The 15,851-nt window shown below is 69.5% G+C and carries 22 protein-coding genes and 1 pseudogene; 18 read left to right on the forward strand and 5 right to left on the reverse strand.

Annotated elements, in window-relative coordinates; genetic code table 11:
- Positions 1 to 67 precede the first annotated feature (67 nt).
- Genes ACM6LU_RS22585 through ACM6LU_RS22595 form a run of 3 tightly spaced genes read right to left on the reverse strand, consistent with a single transcriptional unit; the run spans position 68 to position 2,069 of the window.
- Positions 68 to 1,102, reverse strand: a complete 1,035-nt coding sequence (locus ACM6LU_RS22585; RefSeq protein WP_414939727.1) for a glycosyltransferase — start codon at positions 1,100 to 1,102, stop codon at positions 68 to 70.
- Complete coding sequence (locus ACM6LU_RS22590; RefSeq protein ID WP_414939728.1) at positions 1,099 to 1,587, reverse strand: DUF6884 domain-containing protein; 489 nt, start codon at positions 1,585 to 1,587, stop codon at positions 1,099 to 1,101. Before ACM6LU_RS22590 ends, ACM6LU_RS22585 begins: the two co-directional genes overlap by 4 nt.
- Positions 1,584 to 2,069 carry a formylglycine-generating enzyme family protein gene (locus ACM6LU_RS22595; protein ID WP_414939902.1) on the reverse strand — a complete coding sequence of 162 codons (486 nt, stop codon included), beginning with the start codon at positions 2,067 to 2,069 and terminating at the stop codon, positions 1,584 to 1,586. Before ACM6LU_RS22595 ends, ACM6LU_RS22590 begins: the two co-directional genes overlap by 4 nt.
- A gap of 9 nt (positions 2,070 to 2,078) precedes the next feature.
- Here ACM6LU_RS22595 and ACM6LU_RS22600 point away from each other — a divergent pair, with 9 nt between their 5' ends.
- The 15 genes and pseudogenes from ACM6LU_RS22600 (at position 2,079) to ACM6LU_RS22670 (ending at position 10,888) form a co-directional block, all read left to right on the forward strand.
- Positions 2,079 to 2,258, forward strand: coding sequence for a hypothetical protein (locus ACM6LU_RS22600; RefSeq protein ID WP_378375902.1), 180 nt, complete (start codon positions 2,079 to 2,081; stop codon positions 2,256 to 2,258).
- A gap of 42 nt (positions 2,259 to 2,300) precedes the next feature.
- Complete coding sequence (locus tag ACM6LU_RS22605; RefSeq protein ID WP_414939730.1) at positions 2,301 to 3,500, forward strand: AAA family ATPase; 1,200 nt, start codon at positions 2,301 to 2,303, stop codon at positions 3,498 to 3,500.
- Between the two features lie 43 nt (positions 3,501 to 3,543).
- Positions 3,544 to 5,302, forward strand: a pseudogene (locus ACM6LU_RS22610) (hypothetical protein).
- 52 nt (positions 5,303 to 5,354) lie between these two features.
- Positions 5,355 to 5,582, forward strand: coding sequence for a hypothetical protein (locus tag ACM6LU_RS22615; RefSeq protein ID WP_414939731.1), 228 nt, complete (start codon positions 5,355 to 5,357; stop codon positions 5,580 to 5,582).
- Positions 5,583 to 5,655: 73 nt separating this feature from the next.
- Positions 5,656 to 5,910: a hypothetical protein gene (locus ACM6LU_RS22620; RefSeq protein WP_378375896.1), complete on the forward strand. Its 255-nt coding sequence runs from the start codon at positions 5,656 to 5,658 to the stop codon at positions 5,908 to 5,910.
- On the forward strand, positions 5,910 to 6,464 hold the full coding sequence (locus ACM6LU_RS22625; protein WP_414939733.1) for a hypothetical protein: 555 nt from the start codon (positions 5,910 to 5,912) through the stop codon (positions 6,462 to 6,464). The genes ACM6LU_RS22620 and ACM6LU_RS22625 overlap by 1 nt, the downstream gene beginning before the upstream one ends.
- The gene (locus tag ACM6LU_RS22630) at positions 6,464 to 7,282 is read left to right on the forward strand and encodes a hypothetical protein (protein WP_414939734.1); all 819 of its coding nucleotides are present in this window, start codon (positions 6,464 to 6,466) and stop codon (positions 7,280 to 7,282) included. Before ACM6LU_RS22625 ends, ACM6LU_RS22630 begins: the two co-directional genes overlap by 1 nt.
- A gap of 36 nt (positions 7,283 to 7,318) precedes the next feature.
- Complete coding sequence (locus ACM6LU_RS22635; protein WP_414939735.1) at positions 7,319 to 7,897, forward strand: hypothetical protein; 579 nt, start codon at positions 7,319 to 7,321, stop codon at positions 7,895 to 7,897.
- Between the two features lie 28 nt (positions 7,898 to 7,925).
- Positions 7,926 to 8,270 carry a hypothetical protein gene (locus ACM6LU_RS22640; RefSeq protein ID WP_414939736.1) on the forward strand — a complete coding sequence of 115 codons (345 nt, stop codon included), beginning with the start codon at positions 7,926 to 7,928 and terminating at the stop codon, positions 8,268 to 8,270.
- A 3-nt stretch (positions 8,271 to 8,273) separates the two neighbouring features.
- Positions 8,274 to 8,612 (forward strand): hypothetical protein, encoded by a 339-nt coding sequence (locus ACM6LU_RS22645; protein WP_378375887.1) that lies wholly within the window; start codon positions 8,274 to 8,276, stop codon positions 8,610 to 8,612.
- A gap of 48 nt (positions 8,613 to 8,660) precedes the next feature.
- A complete protein-coding gene (locus ACM6LU_RS22650; protein ID WP_414939737.1) occupies positions 8,661 to 8,978 on the forward strand; it encodes a hypothetical protein in 318 nt (105 codons plus the stop codon).
- On the forward strand, positions 8,975 to 9,313 hold the full coding sequence (locus ACM6LU_RS22655; RefSeq protein ID WP_414939738.1) for a hypothetical protein: 339 nt from the start codon (positions 8,975 to 8,977) through the stop codon (positions 9,311 to 9,313). Before ACM6LU_RS22650 ends, ACM6LU_RS22655 begins: the two co-directional genes overlap by 4 nt.
- A gap of 38 nt (positions 9,314 to 9,351) precedes the next feature.
- Positions 9,352 to 10,209, forward strand: coding sequence for a hypothetical protein (locus ACM6LU_RS22660; protein WP_414939739.1), 858 nt, complete (start codon positions 9,352 to 9,354; stop codon positions 10,207 to 10,209).
- A gap of 24 nt (positions 10,210 to 10,233) precedes the next feature.
- On the forward strand, positions 10,234 to 10,446 hold the full coding sequence (locus tag ACM6LU_RS22665; RefSeq protein WP_414939740.1) for a hypothetical protein: 213 nt from the start codon (positions 10,234 to 10,236) through the stop codon (positions 10,444 to 10,446).
- Entirely contained in the window at positions 10,424 to 10,888 is a 465-nt protein-coding gene (locus ACM6LU_RS22670) for a hypothetical protein (RefSeq protein ID WP_414939741.1), read from the forward strand. Before ACM6LU_RS22665 ends, ACM6LU_RS22670 begins: the two co-directional genes overlap by 23 nt.
- Before the next feature lie 78 nt (positions 10,889 to 10,966).
- Here the strand turns inward: ACM6LU_RS22670 and ACM6LU_RS22675 are convergent, their stop codons facing one another.
- Positions 10,967 to 11,884, reverse strand: a complete 918-nt coding sequence (locus tag ACM6LU_RS22675) for a MarR family transcriptional regulator (RefSeq protein WP_414939742.1) — start codon at positions 11,882 to 11,884, stop codon at positions 10,967 to 10,969.
- Positions 11,885 to 12,203: 319 nt separating this feature from the next.
- Here ACM6LU_RS22675 and ACM6LU_RS22680 point away from each other — a divergent pair, with 319 nt between their 5' ends.
- From ACM6LU_RS22680 to ACM6LU_RS22690, 3 genes are all read left to right on the forward strand, one after another.
- Positions 12,204 to 13,088, forward strand: a complete 885-nt coding sequence (locus tag ACM6LU_RS22680) for a hypothetical protein (RefSeq protein WP_414939743.1) — start codon at positions 12,204 to 12,206, stop codon at positions 13,086 to 13,088.
- Positions 13,089 to 13,320: 232 nt separating this feature from the next.
- Complete coding sequence (locus tag ACM6LU_RS22685) at positions 13,321 to 14,412, forward strand: hypothetical protein (RefSeq protein WP_414939744.1); 1,092 nt, start codon at positions 13,321 to 13,323, stop codon at positions 14,410 to 14,412.
- Positions 14,413 to 14,469: 57 nt separating this feature from the next.
- A complete protein-coding gene (locus ACM6LU_RS22690) occupies positions 14,470 to 14,907 on the forward strand; it encodes a hypothetical protein (protein ID WP_414939745.1) in 438 nt (145 codons plus the stop codon).
- Here the strand turns inward: ACM6LU_RS22690 and ACM6LU_RS22695 are convergent.
- On the reverse strand, positions 14,876 to 15,847 hold the full coding sequence (locus ACM6LU_RS22695; RefSeq protein WP_414939746.1) for an NlpC/P60 family protein: 972 nt from the start codon (positions 15,845 to 15,847) through the stop codon (positions 14,876 to 14,878). The genes ACM6LU_RS22690 and ACM6LU_RS22695 overlap by 32 nt on opposite strands.
- Positions 15,848 to 15,851: the final 4 nt, after the last annotated feature.

Here is a 15,851-nt window from a genome sequence, read left to right on the forward strand (position 1 = left end):
TCTTCTTTCTGGTCGGTGCCGTCGTGGCGGCGTTCGATGCTGGCGGCCGGGGCCAGGGCTGGTGGGGTCATCGCAGTACCTCGCAGGTGCGCAGCAACTCCGACATCTCGGCGGTGAACGAGTGGGTGCGGCCGGTCGGGGCGGGCCGCCGCATCAGGTCCCAGTAGCGGGCGAGGGTGTCGGGCCAGGTGGCGAGCTTGCGTTGCCACTGCTGCTCCGCGTCCGGTGGGTCGAGGTGGAACCCGACGACCTGCCGAAGCGGAATCACCAGCAGTCCGCTCGCGATCAGGCACGCGCCGAGGTAGGTGTCTTCCATGCCCCAGCCGATCCGGCCGAACTCGGGATCGAACCCTCCGACGTTGAGGACGGCGGCGCGTGGAACGGCGACGAGGCAGGTGACGACCATGCGGGGCAGGTCCCAGTCGACATAGCGCTGGCCGTAGCCGAGGTCGACGAAGTCGTGGGTGTGGTCGAGCGGACGGCCGTCGAGGCGCTCGGTCAACGTGATGCCGGTGTAGAGCAATGGGCGGCCAACCGGAGGTCGCCACACGACCCGGTGATCCGCGGCGAGGTGTGGGTGGTCGGCTAGGACACCGCGCCCGCCCTGGTGCAGGTCGTAGGGGAGGTTGTGGCGGAACCCGACGAGCACCGTGGTGTCGGTGGCGCGGGCGGTGACGTCGGTGATCACGTGTGGGGGCAGGACCATGTCCGCGTCGAGGTAGAGCACTGTCTGCCCGCGCGCGAGCGCGGTGCCGAGGTTGCGCGCGGTGGCCCCGCCCATTTGTTCCGGGAGTCGCAGGACCGTGGTGACGATCGGGTGTTGGGCGGCGATGGCGGCCGTGGTGTCGGTGCTGGCGTCGTCGATGACGATGACCTCGAACCGGTACTGGTGGTGCTGGCCTTCCAGGGCGTCGAGCACGGCCGGCAGGCAGTAGGCGACGTTGCGGGCCGGGACGACGACAGAGAGAGACCGCACGGCGGCGAGTGAAAGGGCCGATGGCGTGGGCTCGTGCCAGCCGATCCCGGAGATGGCTTCCCAGCTGCGGGTACTGCTGGTGTGAAAGTTGTTGCGGCGCAACAGCTCCTCGTGCAATGAGGTCACGCCCACCCCCAGCGGCGCAGGTAGGTCAACCCGTCCTGCCATCCCCAGGGGGCCGGGATGATCGCGATTTGATCGAACTGGTCGAGGTGGTCGAACAGGCGCTGCAAGGCGAGCAGGTATAGCGGCTCGACCAGGATCAGCATGTGCCGCATCGACGGTGTCTCGGCGAGTTCGGCGTCCAGTTGCTCGGCAACCGTCTGCTCGTGCAGGCGGACGGCTTCGGTCCGGTTCGTGAGCCGGTGGTCGTAGGTGGTGATCGGGTTTTCGGGGCGCAGCAGGCCGTGTGCGGCCGAGAGGATGCGGATGCGGGCTCGGCGTGCCGGGTCTGCGGCGAAGTGTTCACGCGCGTGTGGGACGCACGCGCCTTGGTAGAGGTCAAGTGCCGCAACGGGGGCGCTGGTGACGAGCTTCTCCCGCGAGCAGTTGAGGATGATCAAACCCTGGTCGGGTGTGAGGATGCGTGTGGTGGGTGGCCGGAGTGTCATGGTTCTCGCACCACCCGCAGGCCGACTCCGCGTGAGCGCAGTTCAGCGGGGGCGGCGTTGAGGAAGGTGCACTGGGCGTACAGCGGCGGCGCGGCGTACGAACCGCCACGGATGACGACTCCGTCGCTCATCGCGGTGCTGGCGGTCCATTCCCACACGTTGCCCGCAACGTCGAGCACGCCTTCGGGCGTGGCACCGTCGGGGTGCGTGTCGACCGGGGTGACTGTGCCGTGCCCGGAGTCGCGGAGGTTCGCGAACGCGGGTTGCCACGGCGTGTAGCCCCATGGCCAGCGTCGGCGGTCCGGTCCGGCGGCCATCCACTCCCACTCCGCCGAGCGCGGCAACCGCCCGCCCAACTGGCTGGCAGTGTCGGCCGCCTCGGCGTGGCTGATCTCGGCGACGGGGAACCGCGGCCCGACTCCGGGGTGCTCGTTCGGCAGGTGCCCGTAGGCGATGGGGGTGCCACACCCGGCGCGAGCTATGTCCGACGAATGGGGCCGATTATGTGTTACGCCGACACCACCACCGAAACCGACAACACGGTGACCGCGTTTTGTTACTGCGGGTGGGTCGAATACGGCCACACCCAGGAATCGGCCGACGCCGCCGCCGAAGCCCACCAGAACGCGCCCGACGTCATCGACGCCGACGCCACCGCCGCCACGGTCTGACCGTTCCCGCCGCCCGCACTAGATCGAAAGGACCACCCCGCGATGACCACGCCAGCCACGCCGACAACCGCCACCCCGGCGGCATCCGGCACGACGACCACCGCCCCGGCGGGCGGGCGGTTGCCCAACGGCGAACTTCGCCGACAGGTGGCGCAAGTCCTGACCGATCAGGCGGGCACCGAACTGACCCCGCGCAACATCGCCGCCACACTCGGCGGGAAGTCGTCGGGCGCGATCGGCAACGCACTCGCCGCGCTGACCGCCGGGGGTTACGCCGAACAAACCTCGACCAAACCGGTCCGCTACCGGTCGACCCCGACCACCGCCGACGCCGCCGCCGCGCCCGTGGCGGTCCCGTCCGGTGCACCCCGCCGCCCCCGCGCACCCCGCCCGACGACACCGCCACCCGCGACGACCACGCCCGCCGCCCCGGCGACTCCGGCCGTGACCGGTCCGGTGACGCGCCCGAACGGGCAGCTCTACCACCCGCGCAAGCTGTCCGGACTGCCGGACGTGACCGCGCTACGGAAGTTGCGTGACGCCGGGGTCGCCGCCCTGATGTACGGACCACCCGGAACCGGGAAGACCTCGGTGGTCGAGGCTGCTTTCGGTGACCTGGTCACGGTTCAGGGTGACGGCGACACCACGGTCGCCGACATCGTGGGCGAGTACACCCAGACCCCGGACGGCAAGTTCGTGTTCGTGCACGGTCCGCTGGTCCGCGCGATGCGCGAAGGTCGGACCCTGTTCATCGACGACGCCACGCTCATACCGCCGACCGTGCTCGCCGTGGTCTACCCCGCGATGGACGGACGCCGCCAAATCATGATCAAGGCCAATAGTGGCGAAGTCATCGACGCCGCCCCCGGTTTCTACGTCGTGGCCGGACACAACCCCGGCGTGCACGGCGCGGTGCTGTCCGATGCGTTGGCGTCGCGGTTTTCCGTGCAGATCCAGGTGTCCACCGACTACGACCTCGCCACCCAACTCAAGATCGACACCCGCGCCGTGTCCGTGGCGCGCAACCTGTCCACCCGACAGGCCAACGGCGAGATCCGGTGGGCACCACAACTGCGCGAACTACTGGCATTCCAGAAGATCGCCGACGTGTTGGGCGATGACGCCGCCGCCGGGAACCTGATCGGCACCGCCCCGGAAGAGGACCGCGACACCGTGGCCACCGTAGTCAAGACCGCCTTCGGCAAAACCGTTGCCCCACTGGCACTCGGTGCCCGCATCTGACCAACCGCCACCCGCCCGAACCGTCCGGAAAGGACACACCGCGATGACCGCGCACATGATCGCCGACCCCGCCGCCACCGCCTCGGCCGTGTTCCCCGCCGCCCCCGGATGGGACGCGCTCTCCGCCGCGCTGACCGCCGAAGTCCCCGCGATCGCCGGACGGGACGACCTCCTGGTCACCATCGCGCCCGGTGCCGGACACGGTGCCCCGGCGTGTTTCCTGCCCGCCACCGCCATGATCGAAGTCGACGGTACGCACCTGCACCCGGTCGACCCCGCCACCGCGAAACCGCACCGGATGAGCGACCGGAAACGCTACGCCCCCACCTGGGGCGCGCTGACCCACGAATGCGCGCACAGCAAACACACGGCATGGCTCGCCGCCGTGCCCGCCGACGCCGACCCCGGCGCGGTCGAGGCCGCCCTATTGCTGGAAGAGCCCCGGATCGAACGGGCACAGATCAACCGCCGCCCCGACGACCGCCACTGGTTGCGCGCGTGCGTGAAAACCATCGTCACGGGCGGCATGAAACTCAACGACCCCGCCTTCGCCCCGAAAATGACTCCGCGCGACGCCGCCCACACCGCCGCCCTGTTCCTGGGACGCACCGACGGCGGTATCCTCACCCGCGCCGAAACCGCCCCCGTCGCGCGCGCCATCGAAACCGTTCTCGGCGCGGACACTCGCGAAGCTGCGCGCGGTGTGGCGTAAAGCGTTCCGCACCGCCGACGACGACACCGCCGCCATGATCGAACTCGGCCGCCAGTGGTGCGAGATCATCGGACCGGACCCCGACGCCACACCGCCGCACCTCGCCGACCCGTCCGCCACACCGGACCCGTCCGGTACCCCGTCACCGTCCCCGCTGACAGACGCGATCGGCAAGGCACTGCGCAAGGTGACGCGCGCGGTAGCGCGGGCGAAGCTGCCCGAGGACCCCGCAGAGATCGCCGCCCGCAAGAAGGCCGCCGCCGACGCCGCCGCGAAGAAGGCCGACGACGCCGCCCGCACCGTGTTCTCCATGGTCGGTGGTCCCCGTGATGGAACCACCGAGACGACTGGCACCCGTCCGCCGACCACGGGCGAACGCACCGCCGCGCGGGTACTCGGGCGCGCGCTGACCACCGCCGGAGTCCGCGACCGAGTGGCAACGAAAACGACCTCGGCAATCCCACCCGGACGCCTTCGGATGCGCGGAGCGCTGGCACGCGAGGCACAACTCGCCGCCGGGGCGATGCCGACCGCCGAACCGTTCACCCGCACCACCCGCACCCCGGTCCCGACCCCGCCGCTACGGCTGGGCATCGCGTGCGACGTGTCCGGGTCCATGGGCAGCTTCGCGAAACCGGTCGCCTCGACCGCGTGGATTCTGGCCAACGCCGCCACTCAGAGTCCGGTGCCCGCCGACACCGCCACCGTGATCTTCGGGCACCACGTCCGCCCGATCACCCGCCCCGGCAAGGCCCCCGCCGCCGTGACCGAATTCGCGACCCGCGACAACTGGGAAGCCATCGACACGGCGATCGACGCCCTCGACGGCGCGCTCGGACTGTCGAGCCCCGGTGCCGCGCGGCTGCTGGTCATCGTGTCCGACGGCGACTTCCGCCCCGTACCCCGCCAGAACGGGCAGCAGCTCCTCGACCGGTTGCGCGCCACCGGTTGTGCGGTGTTGTGGATCACGCCGGACGTCATGTGGCGCAAGCCGATGACCGGGGCGACCGTGCACGTGATGACCGACCCCACCACCACCGCGCAGGCCATTGGCCGCGCCGCCACCGCCGCCCTGCGCGCCACCCACTGACACCCGCACCCGGAACAGATAACCCGCTGTCCGTCCACAGAGGAGGCCCCACATGATCACCAACGCCGCCAACTGGATCGCCGACCGGATGCTGCAGCTCACCTTGGACCAACTCCGGGAGGTGTTCCTCGCCGCCGTCCAGTGCCTCGACGAGGAAGCGGGAGAGGAGGTCGGCTGTGGGGGCGACTACACCGGACCGGCGGTCACCGGTCTGAACAGGCTGGCCGAGACGCTCGGCGTTCGCGGCATCACGCCCGCCGATGACCTCGTCGAGCTGTAGCCGACCCCCGCCCGCCGTCCACAACCCATCGGCGCGGCATCCGCCGCCCAACCTGACCCGGAGATGACTTTCGATGACCGACACCGACATCGCGACCGTAGGCGAACTGATCGCCGCCCTTCACCAGTACGACCCGGCCACCCCGGTACGCCTCGCCACGCAGCCCGGCTACCCGCTGGAGAACCTTCTCGCGCGGGTCGCGTGCACCCCGGACGACGCCGAGTACGAAGGTCCCACGCGCACCGACCCGCCCGTGGTGTGGCTCGGCGCGGGCGGACAGGTCGGGTACCTGCCCGCACTCGCCGCCAACGCCCTGGGGTGGTCGTGATGACCACCACCGCGCCCGGAATCGCCGCCGCACTGGCCGAGCGTGCCGTGCACGCCGCACACGCCCACCGCGCCGCCGACCCCGACGGATTCCACCACCGCCACGACGACTCCGACCAGTGGAACCGGTGGGCACGCCGCGCCCGTGTCGCCCGCACCGTCGCCGCCGCGCTGCAGGTCGGTGTGGACGGCGTACGCGTCACCGACGACCCACACCGCCAGTACCGCACCCGCACCGGACCGGTTCCCGGCGACCTGATCACCGTCACCGACCCGGTGACCGGGCGCGCGTGGCGGTTCATCCCGGACTTCACCAGCCCCGGCGACGGGTGGCTGCTCCTCGACCGCTGCCCCGGCTGCGAGAACGAGGTCCCCGTCACCCGCGTGGCCACGCTGGGCGACCTCGGCGAGTACCTCGACCCCGACGGCGACAGCCTGATCGCCGACGAGGCCCGCGACGAGTCGCTCCACCAACCGGGCTGCGCGCTCGGCTTACCCGCCGTGAGCAGTTCAACAGGCCCCACAACCCGCCCGCACGCCAGGAGGACTTCGTGATGGCCAGCAACAACCTCGGCACCACCGCACCGACCAACCACGCCTTCCCGCCCGAGACGGTGCTACTCGTTCCGGCACCGCTTCCCGCCGTCCCACTGCGTCCGCCCGCCGGGGCGTGGGGGCTGGTCGTGGTGGCGGTACGGACCACCGACGCCACCGCCCCGGACCCCGCCCGCACCGACACAGCCGACCTGTTGGCGGGGGTGTGGCTGCCTACGCGACCACCTGCGCATCTTCACACCGGGGATGTCGTGGTGCGCCTGCAGCTTCCCTACGCCAGCCCTCCGCACAACGGCGACGACCCGGCACAGGCCGACGTCGTCGTCCTCGCCGCCGATGAGAGCGAATGGCGCACGATCCGCACCTGGACACGGTCGATCGGGGCGCGCTGGCCACACGAAGCCGCCCCGTCGGTGCTGTGGCAGATGCGCCACCTCGCCGACGCCGCCTTCAACGCCGCCCAGTGGGCGACGCTGGCCGGGCCGATCGCCGCCGCCTTGCCCCCAGGCGTCCTCTCCGCTCGACTCGCCGGCGAGTCCGCGGCCTCGCCGGCGCCTCGCGCACCGGATGCCCTCGCCGAGCTGATCGAGGCCGGACTGGTCGAGGTGGGCGAGCAGCTGGTGTGGAACGGGCACACCGCCACCGTCCGGGAAGGCGGAGTTCTCCACGACGGCGGACCGCACGAGTTCGCCGTCTCCACCGTCACCGCGCTGGCCACCAGCCTCGCGGGCTACACCGTCAACGGCTGGCACCTCTGGCGACGTGCCCGCGACGACCGCCCGCTGTCCGAACTGCGCACCGCACTCGCCACCCGCTGAACCCCAGACAAACCCACCGACACGACGGAGACCGCCATGACCGCCTCAACCATCGAACGCGACCAGGACGCCGGAGCCACCTCGACCCGCTACCACTACACCCGCGTCGTCGAGATCGCCGGGCGCACCGTCCGCGCCCGCCTCGAGCGCGGCGTCTACCTCAACCACAGCGGTGCCGTCGCCGAGGTGCTCACCGACCAGACGGACTGGTCCACCCTCGCCGCCGACGACCTCAACAACTGGTGGCACGACACCCCACCCCCGAGCGTGGACGTCGACGCCGCCGCCGTACTCGGCCCGCTCGCCGAGCGGCTCCTCCACAGCGCCGCCGAGATTCTCACCGCACCGCCGCCCACCGTGACGTTGTCACCCCACCTCTACCGCGCGGTGAGCGCGTTGCTGGCCACCAGCAGCGGCTACAACGCCGAATGCCGCATCGACCCGAACGACATCACGTGGGCAACCGACAACGGCGGAACGCTGCACATCTTCGAGAACTCCGACGGCAGCGTCACCTTCACCAAAGCCCACCGCGACGAATGCCCTTTCGTAGCAAGCAAAGGCGGTCAGGACTGCGACGACGAATGCCACTTCGACCTTCCGAGCCGGATATAGAAACGCCCCACAGCACAGGAGATCAACCATGACACCCTACGTAGTTCCCGAGACCGTCATCCGTCGCTTCACGGAGAACGACTGCGAGGTGACCGCGATCGTCGCCGACCCCGCCGACGCGCAACAAACCTTGTACGGCACCGTCACCCGCGACGGAGCCCTCGTCGGCAGCTACTACTGCGCCGACCGCGTCCGCCAGTCCGACTGGCACATCGTGACCGCCCTCGGCGTTCCCCTCACCCTCGACGGCCAACCGGTGAACCCGGTCTCCGAAGGTGCCGCCGTCATCGTGCTGACCACCATTCTCACCGCCCGCGACAGCTTCGAGGTCGAACAGCGGCTCCGCGACGCGACCCGCACGCCGAAGGTGTGACCGGTGACCACCACCGCCGACTTCTACGACGGGCGCGGGCCGCACGCCGTCTGGCTCGGCTCACTCCAAGGTGACGCCGACCCCGCCACGGTGCGCGGCGTCGCATGTGGACGGCTGCTGCTGGACGCGACCGACCCGCTCACCTACGCCGACGCCGTGACCGACCTGCTCGACGTCTGGGCCGACGAAGACCACGGCCACGGCTGCCACCAGCGCAACGGCTGGCCGTGGTTGTGGCCGGACAGCCGCGACACGGACTGGGTGTTCACGTTCGCCCACGGTCGAGTGTGGATCACGACCGGGCGCGCGTGGCTGCGTGTCCAACAGCGAGTGTCGCAGTAAGACCGACGTAACCAATCCCATCCCTACGAGCACAGCGGGAGTTTCACGATGCCGGAGGCCGTCTCAACAGAAACACCCATCGCGGTGCAGTCCATGTCCGCCGCCGAACACTACGCCGCCGCCGAAGGTGAGTTTGCAAAAGCACAGCAACTCTCTAAGGCGGACCCGGACGAATACCGGCGAGTCATGGATTGCGCGGCGATGCACTTGCGGTTCGCCGAAGTGTTGACCTGCGGAGCCTCGCTCGTCATCGACTACGCACTGGCAAAGGAAAGTCCCGCCTATCGCGATGTGAAAGTGTCGAGCGCGGGCTGGGAATCCTCTGCGTGGAACGAACTTCTCGGACGAACACGAGGAACGCGATGAACGACAACAACGAAAGTGCTCAGGGCAAACAGTTCCGTCTCCTGGACTTCCAGCCGGACTGCCCGGACTGCGCTGTCGTCGTCGGCGAGCCACACGAATACGACGAGTACGACGGCGGGTGCGACGTCGCGCGTTGCCTGGTGACCGGGCTGCAGCGGCTGATGTGCGACCTCGACCACGATTGCGGGCGAGACGTCTGGACCGGGTGGTGGCCCGGTCAGCTCGACTGCGAGGAACTCGGCTGGATGATCGGCCCTGGGCTGCCCGACCTCAACCGGCTCTACACCGAGGCGACCTGGGATCCCGCACGGTGCACCTGGGTGAAGCCCGGCTGACCTCGGCCACTTAGCCGCCCGGAGGAGGTATCCGAAGCATGACCCGTGAGCACACCGACTTCTACGTCGGCACCGGGCCGAATGCCCGCTGGCTGGGCTCACTGTCCGATGTCGGCGGCCCGGTCGATCTGGCTCGGCTCGGCGCGGCGGGCGACGCCGCCACGGCCGAGGTTCTCTCCGCCGCTGACCTGGGCGCATACGAGGGGGCCGTTGCCGCGCTGCTGACGCGCCAGCGGGCCGTCGAGGTCGGTTTCGTCGTCGTACCCGGCCCGGCTGGGCAGGCGGGCTGGCCGTGGCTGGCCACCACCAGCAGAGGCTGGTACGCCCACGCCTTCGCCGATGGGCAGGTGAGGGTGTCCGCCCACGGCGGTCCGTGGTTCCGGCCCGATCCGCGCCGCCCCGACGGCGGTGCCGGGGCCGCGTCCGGTCCGGACGCCGATCTACCCGTCTTCGGTGACACCACGCCGAAGACCGCGACTTTCACCTGGACCGGCTTCCGGGGCCTGCCGATCCCGATCAGAGCCACCTTGCCACCCGTTCCGCCGGCCTACCTCGCGCGCCGCGGCGAGGTCGCCCTCGCCGTGGCTGGCGCCGCGGAGTACGTGCTGGGCCGGCGGTGGCCTCTGGCCGACCTCGCCGCCCCGGCGGTCCGCGAGATCCTGCACAGCTTGCTGCGGCCCGGCCCGGCTCGTGGCCTACATGCGCTTCCTGCCGCCGCGCCGTTCGCCCACGAGCGCGTGGTGACCGCGCTGCGGTTCGTACTCGACGCCGACCGCTACGCCGAGGGCAACAACCCTGGCCACGCCCGCGAGCTGCTGGAGTCCGCCGCCGACGTCGCCGCGCAGGCCGTCACCGCCCACCGCACCCACCAACCGCACCCGTGGCCACCGCGCTGACCACCGAACGACAAGGTTTCGATCATGGGTTTCACCGGCTCGCTCATCCTCGCCCGCACCCCGGACTCGCTGCTCGACATGGACCTGCTGGCCCCGCACGAGGCGGAGCTCGTCGGCCGCCATGACGACCACTGGCAACTCGCCGCCGTGCACGGAGACTTCCCGGACGTACCCGGCTGGGCCCGCCGCACTGGTCGCGGCTACGGCCGCGCCCGTGCTGATCGCGGTCGTCGGTGACAGCGACACCGCGCTGCTGCTGGCCGACAGCCCCGGCGGGCACCGGTGGATCACGGTGCTTAACGCCCCCGCCGACAGCGCGGGCCGGGCAGCTGTCGCCGACACCAGGGCGATGACCGCGATCGCCGAGGCCGCCGTCACCTGGGCCGCTGAAGCCGGGCACACCGTCGCCACCGATGCCGTCCTGACGGCGTTGTGCGAGGCCGACCGCGACAACCGCGCCGCCGACCAAGCATTCAGCGACGCCCTCGACGCAGGCGACTTCGCGGCAACGCACGAGGTTGTGCGCAACCAGATCTCGTTCATCGAGGTCTACGTGCTGCGGGTGCTGACCGCGCTCGGGGTTGCCGTGTCAGTCCAGGACACCGGTTCCTGGTGGGCGCATCTCGCCGACCAGGCACACGCGCCGTCCCCGTATCCCGGAGATCTGCCGACCGGATAGCGGCCGGACGCAAATGTGGTTGTGTCCCAACGGGGATTCCGTTGGGACACAACCACATTCGCCATGTCGTCCGGGGTGCTATTTCGTCGGTGCGGGGGCAGCCTCCTGCTCGGACGGGGCAAGCGCGAACCGCCTCGGCTTGTCCTGCGTCTTCGCCGCCACGCCGCCCTCGACCAGCTTGTCCAGCGCGTTGCTCACCGCGCCCGACGACTTCCCGCCCAACGCGTTCGCGATCGCGGTGGGACCGAACTCCTCGCCGGGGTGGTCGCGCAGGTAGTCCTCGACCATCCCGCGCAACCCACCGGGTGCCAACCGTGCCTTCTTCTCGCTCGTCGCGTCCGCACCATCCTCCGTCGGCTTGTCGACGTCGGTCGCCGCGCCGTCGGCGGCGGGCTCGCTCACCTCGGCGACGACAGGCTCCGCCTTCACGAGGTCGGCCGCTTCGGTCTCGACCGGGTCCTGCGCGTCCTCGGCTGCGGTCTCGGTCGGTGTGGTGTCCGTCGGCTCGACGGGGTCACCCGCGCCGTCCGTGGCGTCGTCGGTGGCGTCGTCGGTGGCGGACGCGTCCGGGACGACCGAAACGACGGCCGGGACCTCCGGTTCGGTGTCCGTGGCGTCCTTCGTGTCGGCATCCTCTGCCGCCGCAGCGGTGTCCACCGGAGCCGGGTCGGTCTGGGCTGTGTCGACTTCGGTGATCGCCCACAGGTCGGCGGCGCGCCGACCACCCTCGGCGATTCCGGCGGTGCGCGTGACGCTGCCGTCGTTCGCCCACTTGACGAGGATCTTCTGTGCGGTCGACTTCCCGATCTTCGCTGCCACGGACAGGTCGGCGGCGGTGCTGTTCGGGGCGGCGTGCAACGCCTCCCACAGCTTGTCTTCGGTGTCTGTGCGGACCTTCGCGGCGACGGTCTGCTCGGGAACCGACCGCAACGTCGGGGCGGGTGCGGTCGTGCTGGCGGTGGTGCGGGTTTTGCGGGTGCGGGTCTTGCTGGACATGACATCCCTCGATTCGCGTTCGTGATCGGTGGTGGGTGGTCATGCCCCGGCCGGAGCGGGTGTGGCCCCCGGTGCGCTGCCGGTGTGTTCGGGCTACACGACTATGGACGCTTCCTTCGGCCCATGAAGTCAAGCGGGTTCGGCAAACAAGACGTCTGTCTCGTGTGGATTGTGGCGCGGACTGGGGAATCGTTGCGCCACACGGGTCCACTTCGCGCCCAAGGCACACATGCCCGTTGACAATCACGCGATCACGAAGCGTCCATACACGTCGGCCACCCGGCCAACCACACCCGGAAACCGAAGGGGCGCATAGACAATGACGACCGACCACGACATTCACGAACCACCCGAACTGGCCCCCGACACGGCAGTGGACGCGCCGCGACCGGTACCCCCACCCGATGACACCACCGCGACCGCCGGGCCGTCACAGCCGCACGACGAGGCGGCTATGCGGGCGTGGGAAGGATTGCCGCCGGACACGATGATCCTCGCCCCGGCGTTCAACCCGCCGCCGATGCGATGCCCCGACGACGTGTGGGCGATGCTCGTGACGGCGGTCGACATCGTCGGCGACGCCGACCCCGACCGCGCGGGCGAGGTGGCGTTGTTCGCGGGCACCTGGGTGGCCGAACAGCCCCCGGCCGACAGCCTGTACGACGGCGACCTCGTGGTGCGCCTGACTCACCCGGCCGATCCGACGTACCCGCTGCCCCGCGACCACGCCACCGATGTCGAGATGCTGTTGGCGCACCGGGGACGTTGGCAACTCGTCGGCCAGTGGCGCGGGATCGACGACGGCTGGCCGAGTCTTGTCGCGCCGACGGCAGCCGCCGTGATGGGCCTGCACGGCGACGCCACCGAGGCGGCGATCTGGTCGGAGACCCCACCGCCGTCGACTTCGCCGCCGCTCATTAAGTGGGCGCGCGGAGGCATCGCCGAGCTACTGGACGCCGGACTGGTCACGGCGGGCGAGGAACTGGTCTGGAACCGCCGCAACCTCGGTGTCCGGCACACCGCCCGCATCCGGGTCGACGGCACCCTCATCCTCGCCGACGGTCGGGTTTTCGCCAATCCCACTGGTGCCACTACCGCGCTGGGTGGCAACCATCAGAACGGCTGGAATGCGTTTCAGCGGGCCTCCGATGGGCGCACATTGGGCGATCTGCGAACGGAGATCCGCGCCCGACAAGGGAAGTAGCCCGCCAGTTCTCCGTCTGACACATGTATTCCACGGGCCGGATCCGTTGTGGCGGGTGACTTGCTGCCGCGCAACGGATCCGGCTAGTCGGAACAACCGTCGAGACGTGGCTTCGCCGTGTTCGTACAAGCCCCCTTCTTGGCATTCCCGACAAGCCGATCAAGTTCACCGTTAAGGGGAAGGCTTCATGATTGCCGCGACAGCGCGAGACGTACCCGAGATCCGCGCGCGCATGACCGATTGGGCACGTGATCCCGGAACCGACGGGGCGGGCAACTGGTTCCGCTTCTTTCTGGGACCGAGCCCTGACGGTGCCACTGAGTCGCGGGTGTTCGATCGTGTCGACGATGTAGGAGCCACCATCGCCGGGACGCTGGCGGTCCAGCTTCCGGCGGCGGAGTTGTTTTACGTCTCCGCCGACATGACCGACCTCGCCCGTCATGCCGCCGACACACTGACCGACTACCGGCTGCACCCCGAAGACCTGCCCGCGCAAATCGGAGTCATGGTCTACGAGCACCCACCTGTGGAAGGGACGGCCGCCGCACGCCACAACGCGGTTTCGATTGTCTCGTGGGGACCGGGGCGCGGCGGCTTGTGGGTGCACACCTGGGCGACCACTTCTCCCTCGCAGCAAGGCATCGTCCGTATCGGACGCACACTCGCACAGGCACCCCGTGATGAAGTGCTGAAGCGAGCGAGAATGGCCGCCACACGCGACTTGCCCGAGCCGACGCCAGAGAACAAACCTTCGGAAAGCGAGGAGACCGCCGACCAAGTCGCCGACCATGTTCTCGCCACGTTCCTGCCGAATCTCGAACGTGCCCCGGTGCCGCCATCGTTCGTCCCGCCACACGGGTACGAGTGGTGCGCGCTCACACCGATGGAGTTCACCGAGATGGAAGGCTGGCCGGGCGGGGTATCCGAAGACGAGTCCTCTGACGACACCGAAGCCAGGATCGCCCTGCAGCGCACCATCCTCGCAACCTGGCTGCTGATGGGCCAGACCTTGGTGCGCTCGGAACAGATGACCGCGCCGCGCGCCGCCCGACGTCGGATCGAACGCCTCGACCCGGTTCTCGATCCCACCGTCCGCTACATCGACCTGCGGCGCGCCCGCACCGAGCCCTCCGACCGGCCCGACGACGACTTCGGGAAGGGCACGCGCGAGTACCGGCACCGGTGGATCGTGCGCGGGCACTGGCGCAACCAGTACTACCCCAGTCGAAACGACCACCGCCCGATCTGGATCGACCCACACCTTGCCGGTCCCGAAGACAAGCCGCTGCTCGGCGGCGAGCGCGTCAACGTCCTTCGACGATGAAACCCAATCGCAGGAAGTCGCCTTCCGATCATGCCTATGAGACCAAAGGAATCTCCCATGGAGCCGTTTGAGTCCACAGTGGATTGTCTTGTACTGTGGGGCGCGCGGGCCGGAGTCGGACTCGGCTACACCATGGAGGCTGCGGCCGTCAGGCTGGCCGACGACATCGCCGAGTTGCGTGACGACGGCGGTATCCCGGCACATGTGCGCACTGTGATCACGGTGCTGCCGCAGCAGCGGGTGCTGGAGATCCGGGTCGAGGGTCTGTCGGTCGAGGCCGACCCGGATCGCACCACCATCCGCGAGGTGACCTACGCGCTCTTCGAACTGGCCAGCTATCACAACATTGTTGCACTCGACGCCACCGCGCCTCCGTTGTTCACCCAGCGCATCCTGCTCGTCGGCAGCGACGGCCGACTGTTCTCTGCTATGATCGGCTCTGGCGTTGGCGACGTGGACTCCGTTACGCCGCAACAGAACCAGCGGGACGTGTAGCACCTGCGTAGTCATCTCCCTTGTACCGGTAGGGTTGCACCTTCACAACCTGGCCGAAGTCCGGAGCGTCCACCATGGAACCTCCACCTATGTAGAGACCTACGTGGTGGATGTTGTTGGGTGTGCCGTAGAAAACGAGGTCACCCGGCAACAGCGGCTGTCCGGCCGGAACGTGAGGACCGGCGTTGAACTGGGTCTGGGCGGTGCGTGGCAGGGTCACTCCGGCGGCGGCGTAAGCCGCCTTGGTCAAACCCGAACAGTCGAAACCCGCGTGCCCGCCATCGGGTCCGTTGCCACCCCAGACATACGGAAGTCCTCTCTGCCCGCAGGCGTAGTTGATCGCGGCCACCGCGACCGCGTTGGTGGCTTGGATGGCGTTGCAGTCGCCCGTGCCGACCGTCGCGGCGGCGTCGGCGTATTGCTTGGCTTGGTCGAGTACCTGTTTGACGTACCAGTCGGCGTGGTTGTAGGCGAAGATCGCCGCGTGCAGGTCACCTCGGCTGACTCCGTTGTCGCACAGGTAGAACGCGGCGGCGTAGATGGCGTCGTGCGGGTTGTACCGCGAAGGCGGACTGGCACCGCCGGGCGGGATCTGATGCCGGGCAAGCACTCCGGCGAAGCTGCCGGACAGAAACTGCATGGGCCCTGCGGCCCCATAAGCGTTTTCGCCGCTGCTCACGCCAGGCAGGGTGGAGCGGCCGTGGTTACTCTCGATCTTGCCGATGGCGGCGAGGATCGACCAGTCCAGCCCTCGACACTCGCCGGCCGCCGCCCGGTACAGCGCGAGGTAGTCGGCGGGGATGTCGGCCAGTGCGGTCGCGCTGGGCTGGCTACCGCCGCTGCCGAAGATGGCTGAGATCGCGCCCTGCACTCCACCGCCGATCAACATCGGGATGAACAGGATCGCGCCAATCACGATGGCGCCGACTTTCAGAATCATCCGG

Source organism: Amycolatopsis sp. cmx-11-51, assembly GCF_047608665.1.
Taxonomy (GTDB): domain Bacteria; phylum Actinomycetota; class Actinomycetes; order Mycobacteriales; family Pseudonocardiaceae; genus Amycolatopsis.

What these genes read in the sequence shown, in the direction of transcription:
- ACM6LU_RS22590 (WP_414939728.1), bottom strand. Translation starts at nt 1,587, where the DNA reads ATGACACTCCGGCCACCCACCACACGCATCCTCACACCCGACCAGGGT.
- ACM6LU_RS22600 (WP_378375902.1), top strand. Translation starts at nt 2,079, where the DNA reads ATGGGGCCGATTATGTGTTACGCCGACACCACCACCGAAACCGACAAC.
- ACM6LU_RS22605 (WP_414939730.1), top strand. Translation starts at nt 2,301, where the DNA reads ATGACCACGCCAGCCACGCCGACAACCGCCACCCCGGCGGCATCCGGC.
- ACM6LU_RS22615 (WP_414939731.1), top strand. Translation starts at nt 5,355, where the DNA reads ATGATCACCAACGCCGCCAACTGGATCGCCGACCGGATGCTGCAGCTC.
- ACM6LU_RS22620 (WP_378375896.1), top strand. Translation starts at nt 5,656, where the DNA reads ATGACCGACACCGACATCGCGACCGTAGGCGAACTGATCGCCGCCCTT.
- ACM6LU_RS22625 (WP_414939733.1), top strand. Translation starts at nt 5,910, where the DNA reads ATGACCACCACCGCGCCCGGAATCGCCGCCGCACTGGCCGAGCGTGCC.
- ACM6LU_RS22630 (WP_414939734.1), top strand. Translation starts at nt 6,464, where the DNA reads ATGGCCAGCAACAACCTCGGCACCACCGCACCGACCAACCACGCCTTC.
- ACM6LU_RS22635 (WP_414939735.1), top strand. Translation starts at nt 7,319, where the DNA reads ATGACCGCCTCAACCATCGAACGCGACCAGGACGCCGGAGCCACCTCG.
- ACM6LU_RS22640 (WP_414939736.1), top strand. Translation starts at nt 7,926, where the DNA reads ATGACACCCTACGTAGTTCCCGAGACCGTCATCCGTCGCTTCACGGAG.
- ACM6LU_RS22650 (WP_414939737.1), top strand. Translation starts at nt 8,661, where the DNA reads ATGCCGGAGGCCGTCTCAACAGAAACACCCATCGCGGTGCAGTCCATG.
- ACM6LU_RS22655 (WP_414939738.1), top strand. Translation starts at nt 8,975, where the DNA reads ATGAACGACAACAACGAAAGTGCTCAGGGCAAACAGTTCCGTCTCCTG.
- ACM6LU_RS22660 (WP_414939739.1), top strand. Translation starts at nt 9,352, where the DNA reads ATGACCCGTGAGCACACCGACTTCTACGTCGGCACCGGGCCGAATGCC.
- ACM6LU_RS22665 (WP_414939740.1), top strand. Translation starts at nt 10,234, where the DNA reads ATGGGTTTCACCGGCTCGCTCATCCTCGCCCGCACCCCGGACTCGCTG.
- ACM6LU_RS22675 (WP_414939742.1), bottom strand. Translation starts at nt 11,884, where the DNA reads ATGTCCAGCAAGACCCGCACCCGCAAAACCCGCACCACCGCCAGCACG.
- ACM6LU_RS22680 (WP_414939743.1), top strand. Translation starts at nt 12,204, where the DNA reads ATGACGACCGACCACGACATTCACGAACCACCCGAACTGGCCCCCGAC.
- ACM6LU_RS22685 (WP_414939744.1), top strand. Translation starts at nt 13,321, where the DNA reads ATGACCGATTGGGCACGTGATCCCGGAACCGACGGGGCGGGCAACTGG.
- ACM6LU_RS22690 (WP_414939745.1), top strand. Translation starts at nt 14,470, where the DNA reads ATGGAGCCGTTTGAGTCCACAGTGGATTGTCTTGTACTGTGGGGCGCG.
- ACM6LU_RS22695 (WP_414939746.1), bottom strand. Translation starts at nt 15,847, where the DNA reads ATGATTCTGAAAGTCGGCGCCATCGTGATTGGCGCGATCCTGTTCATC.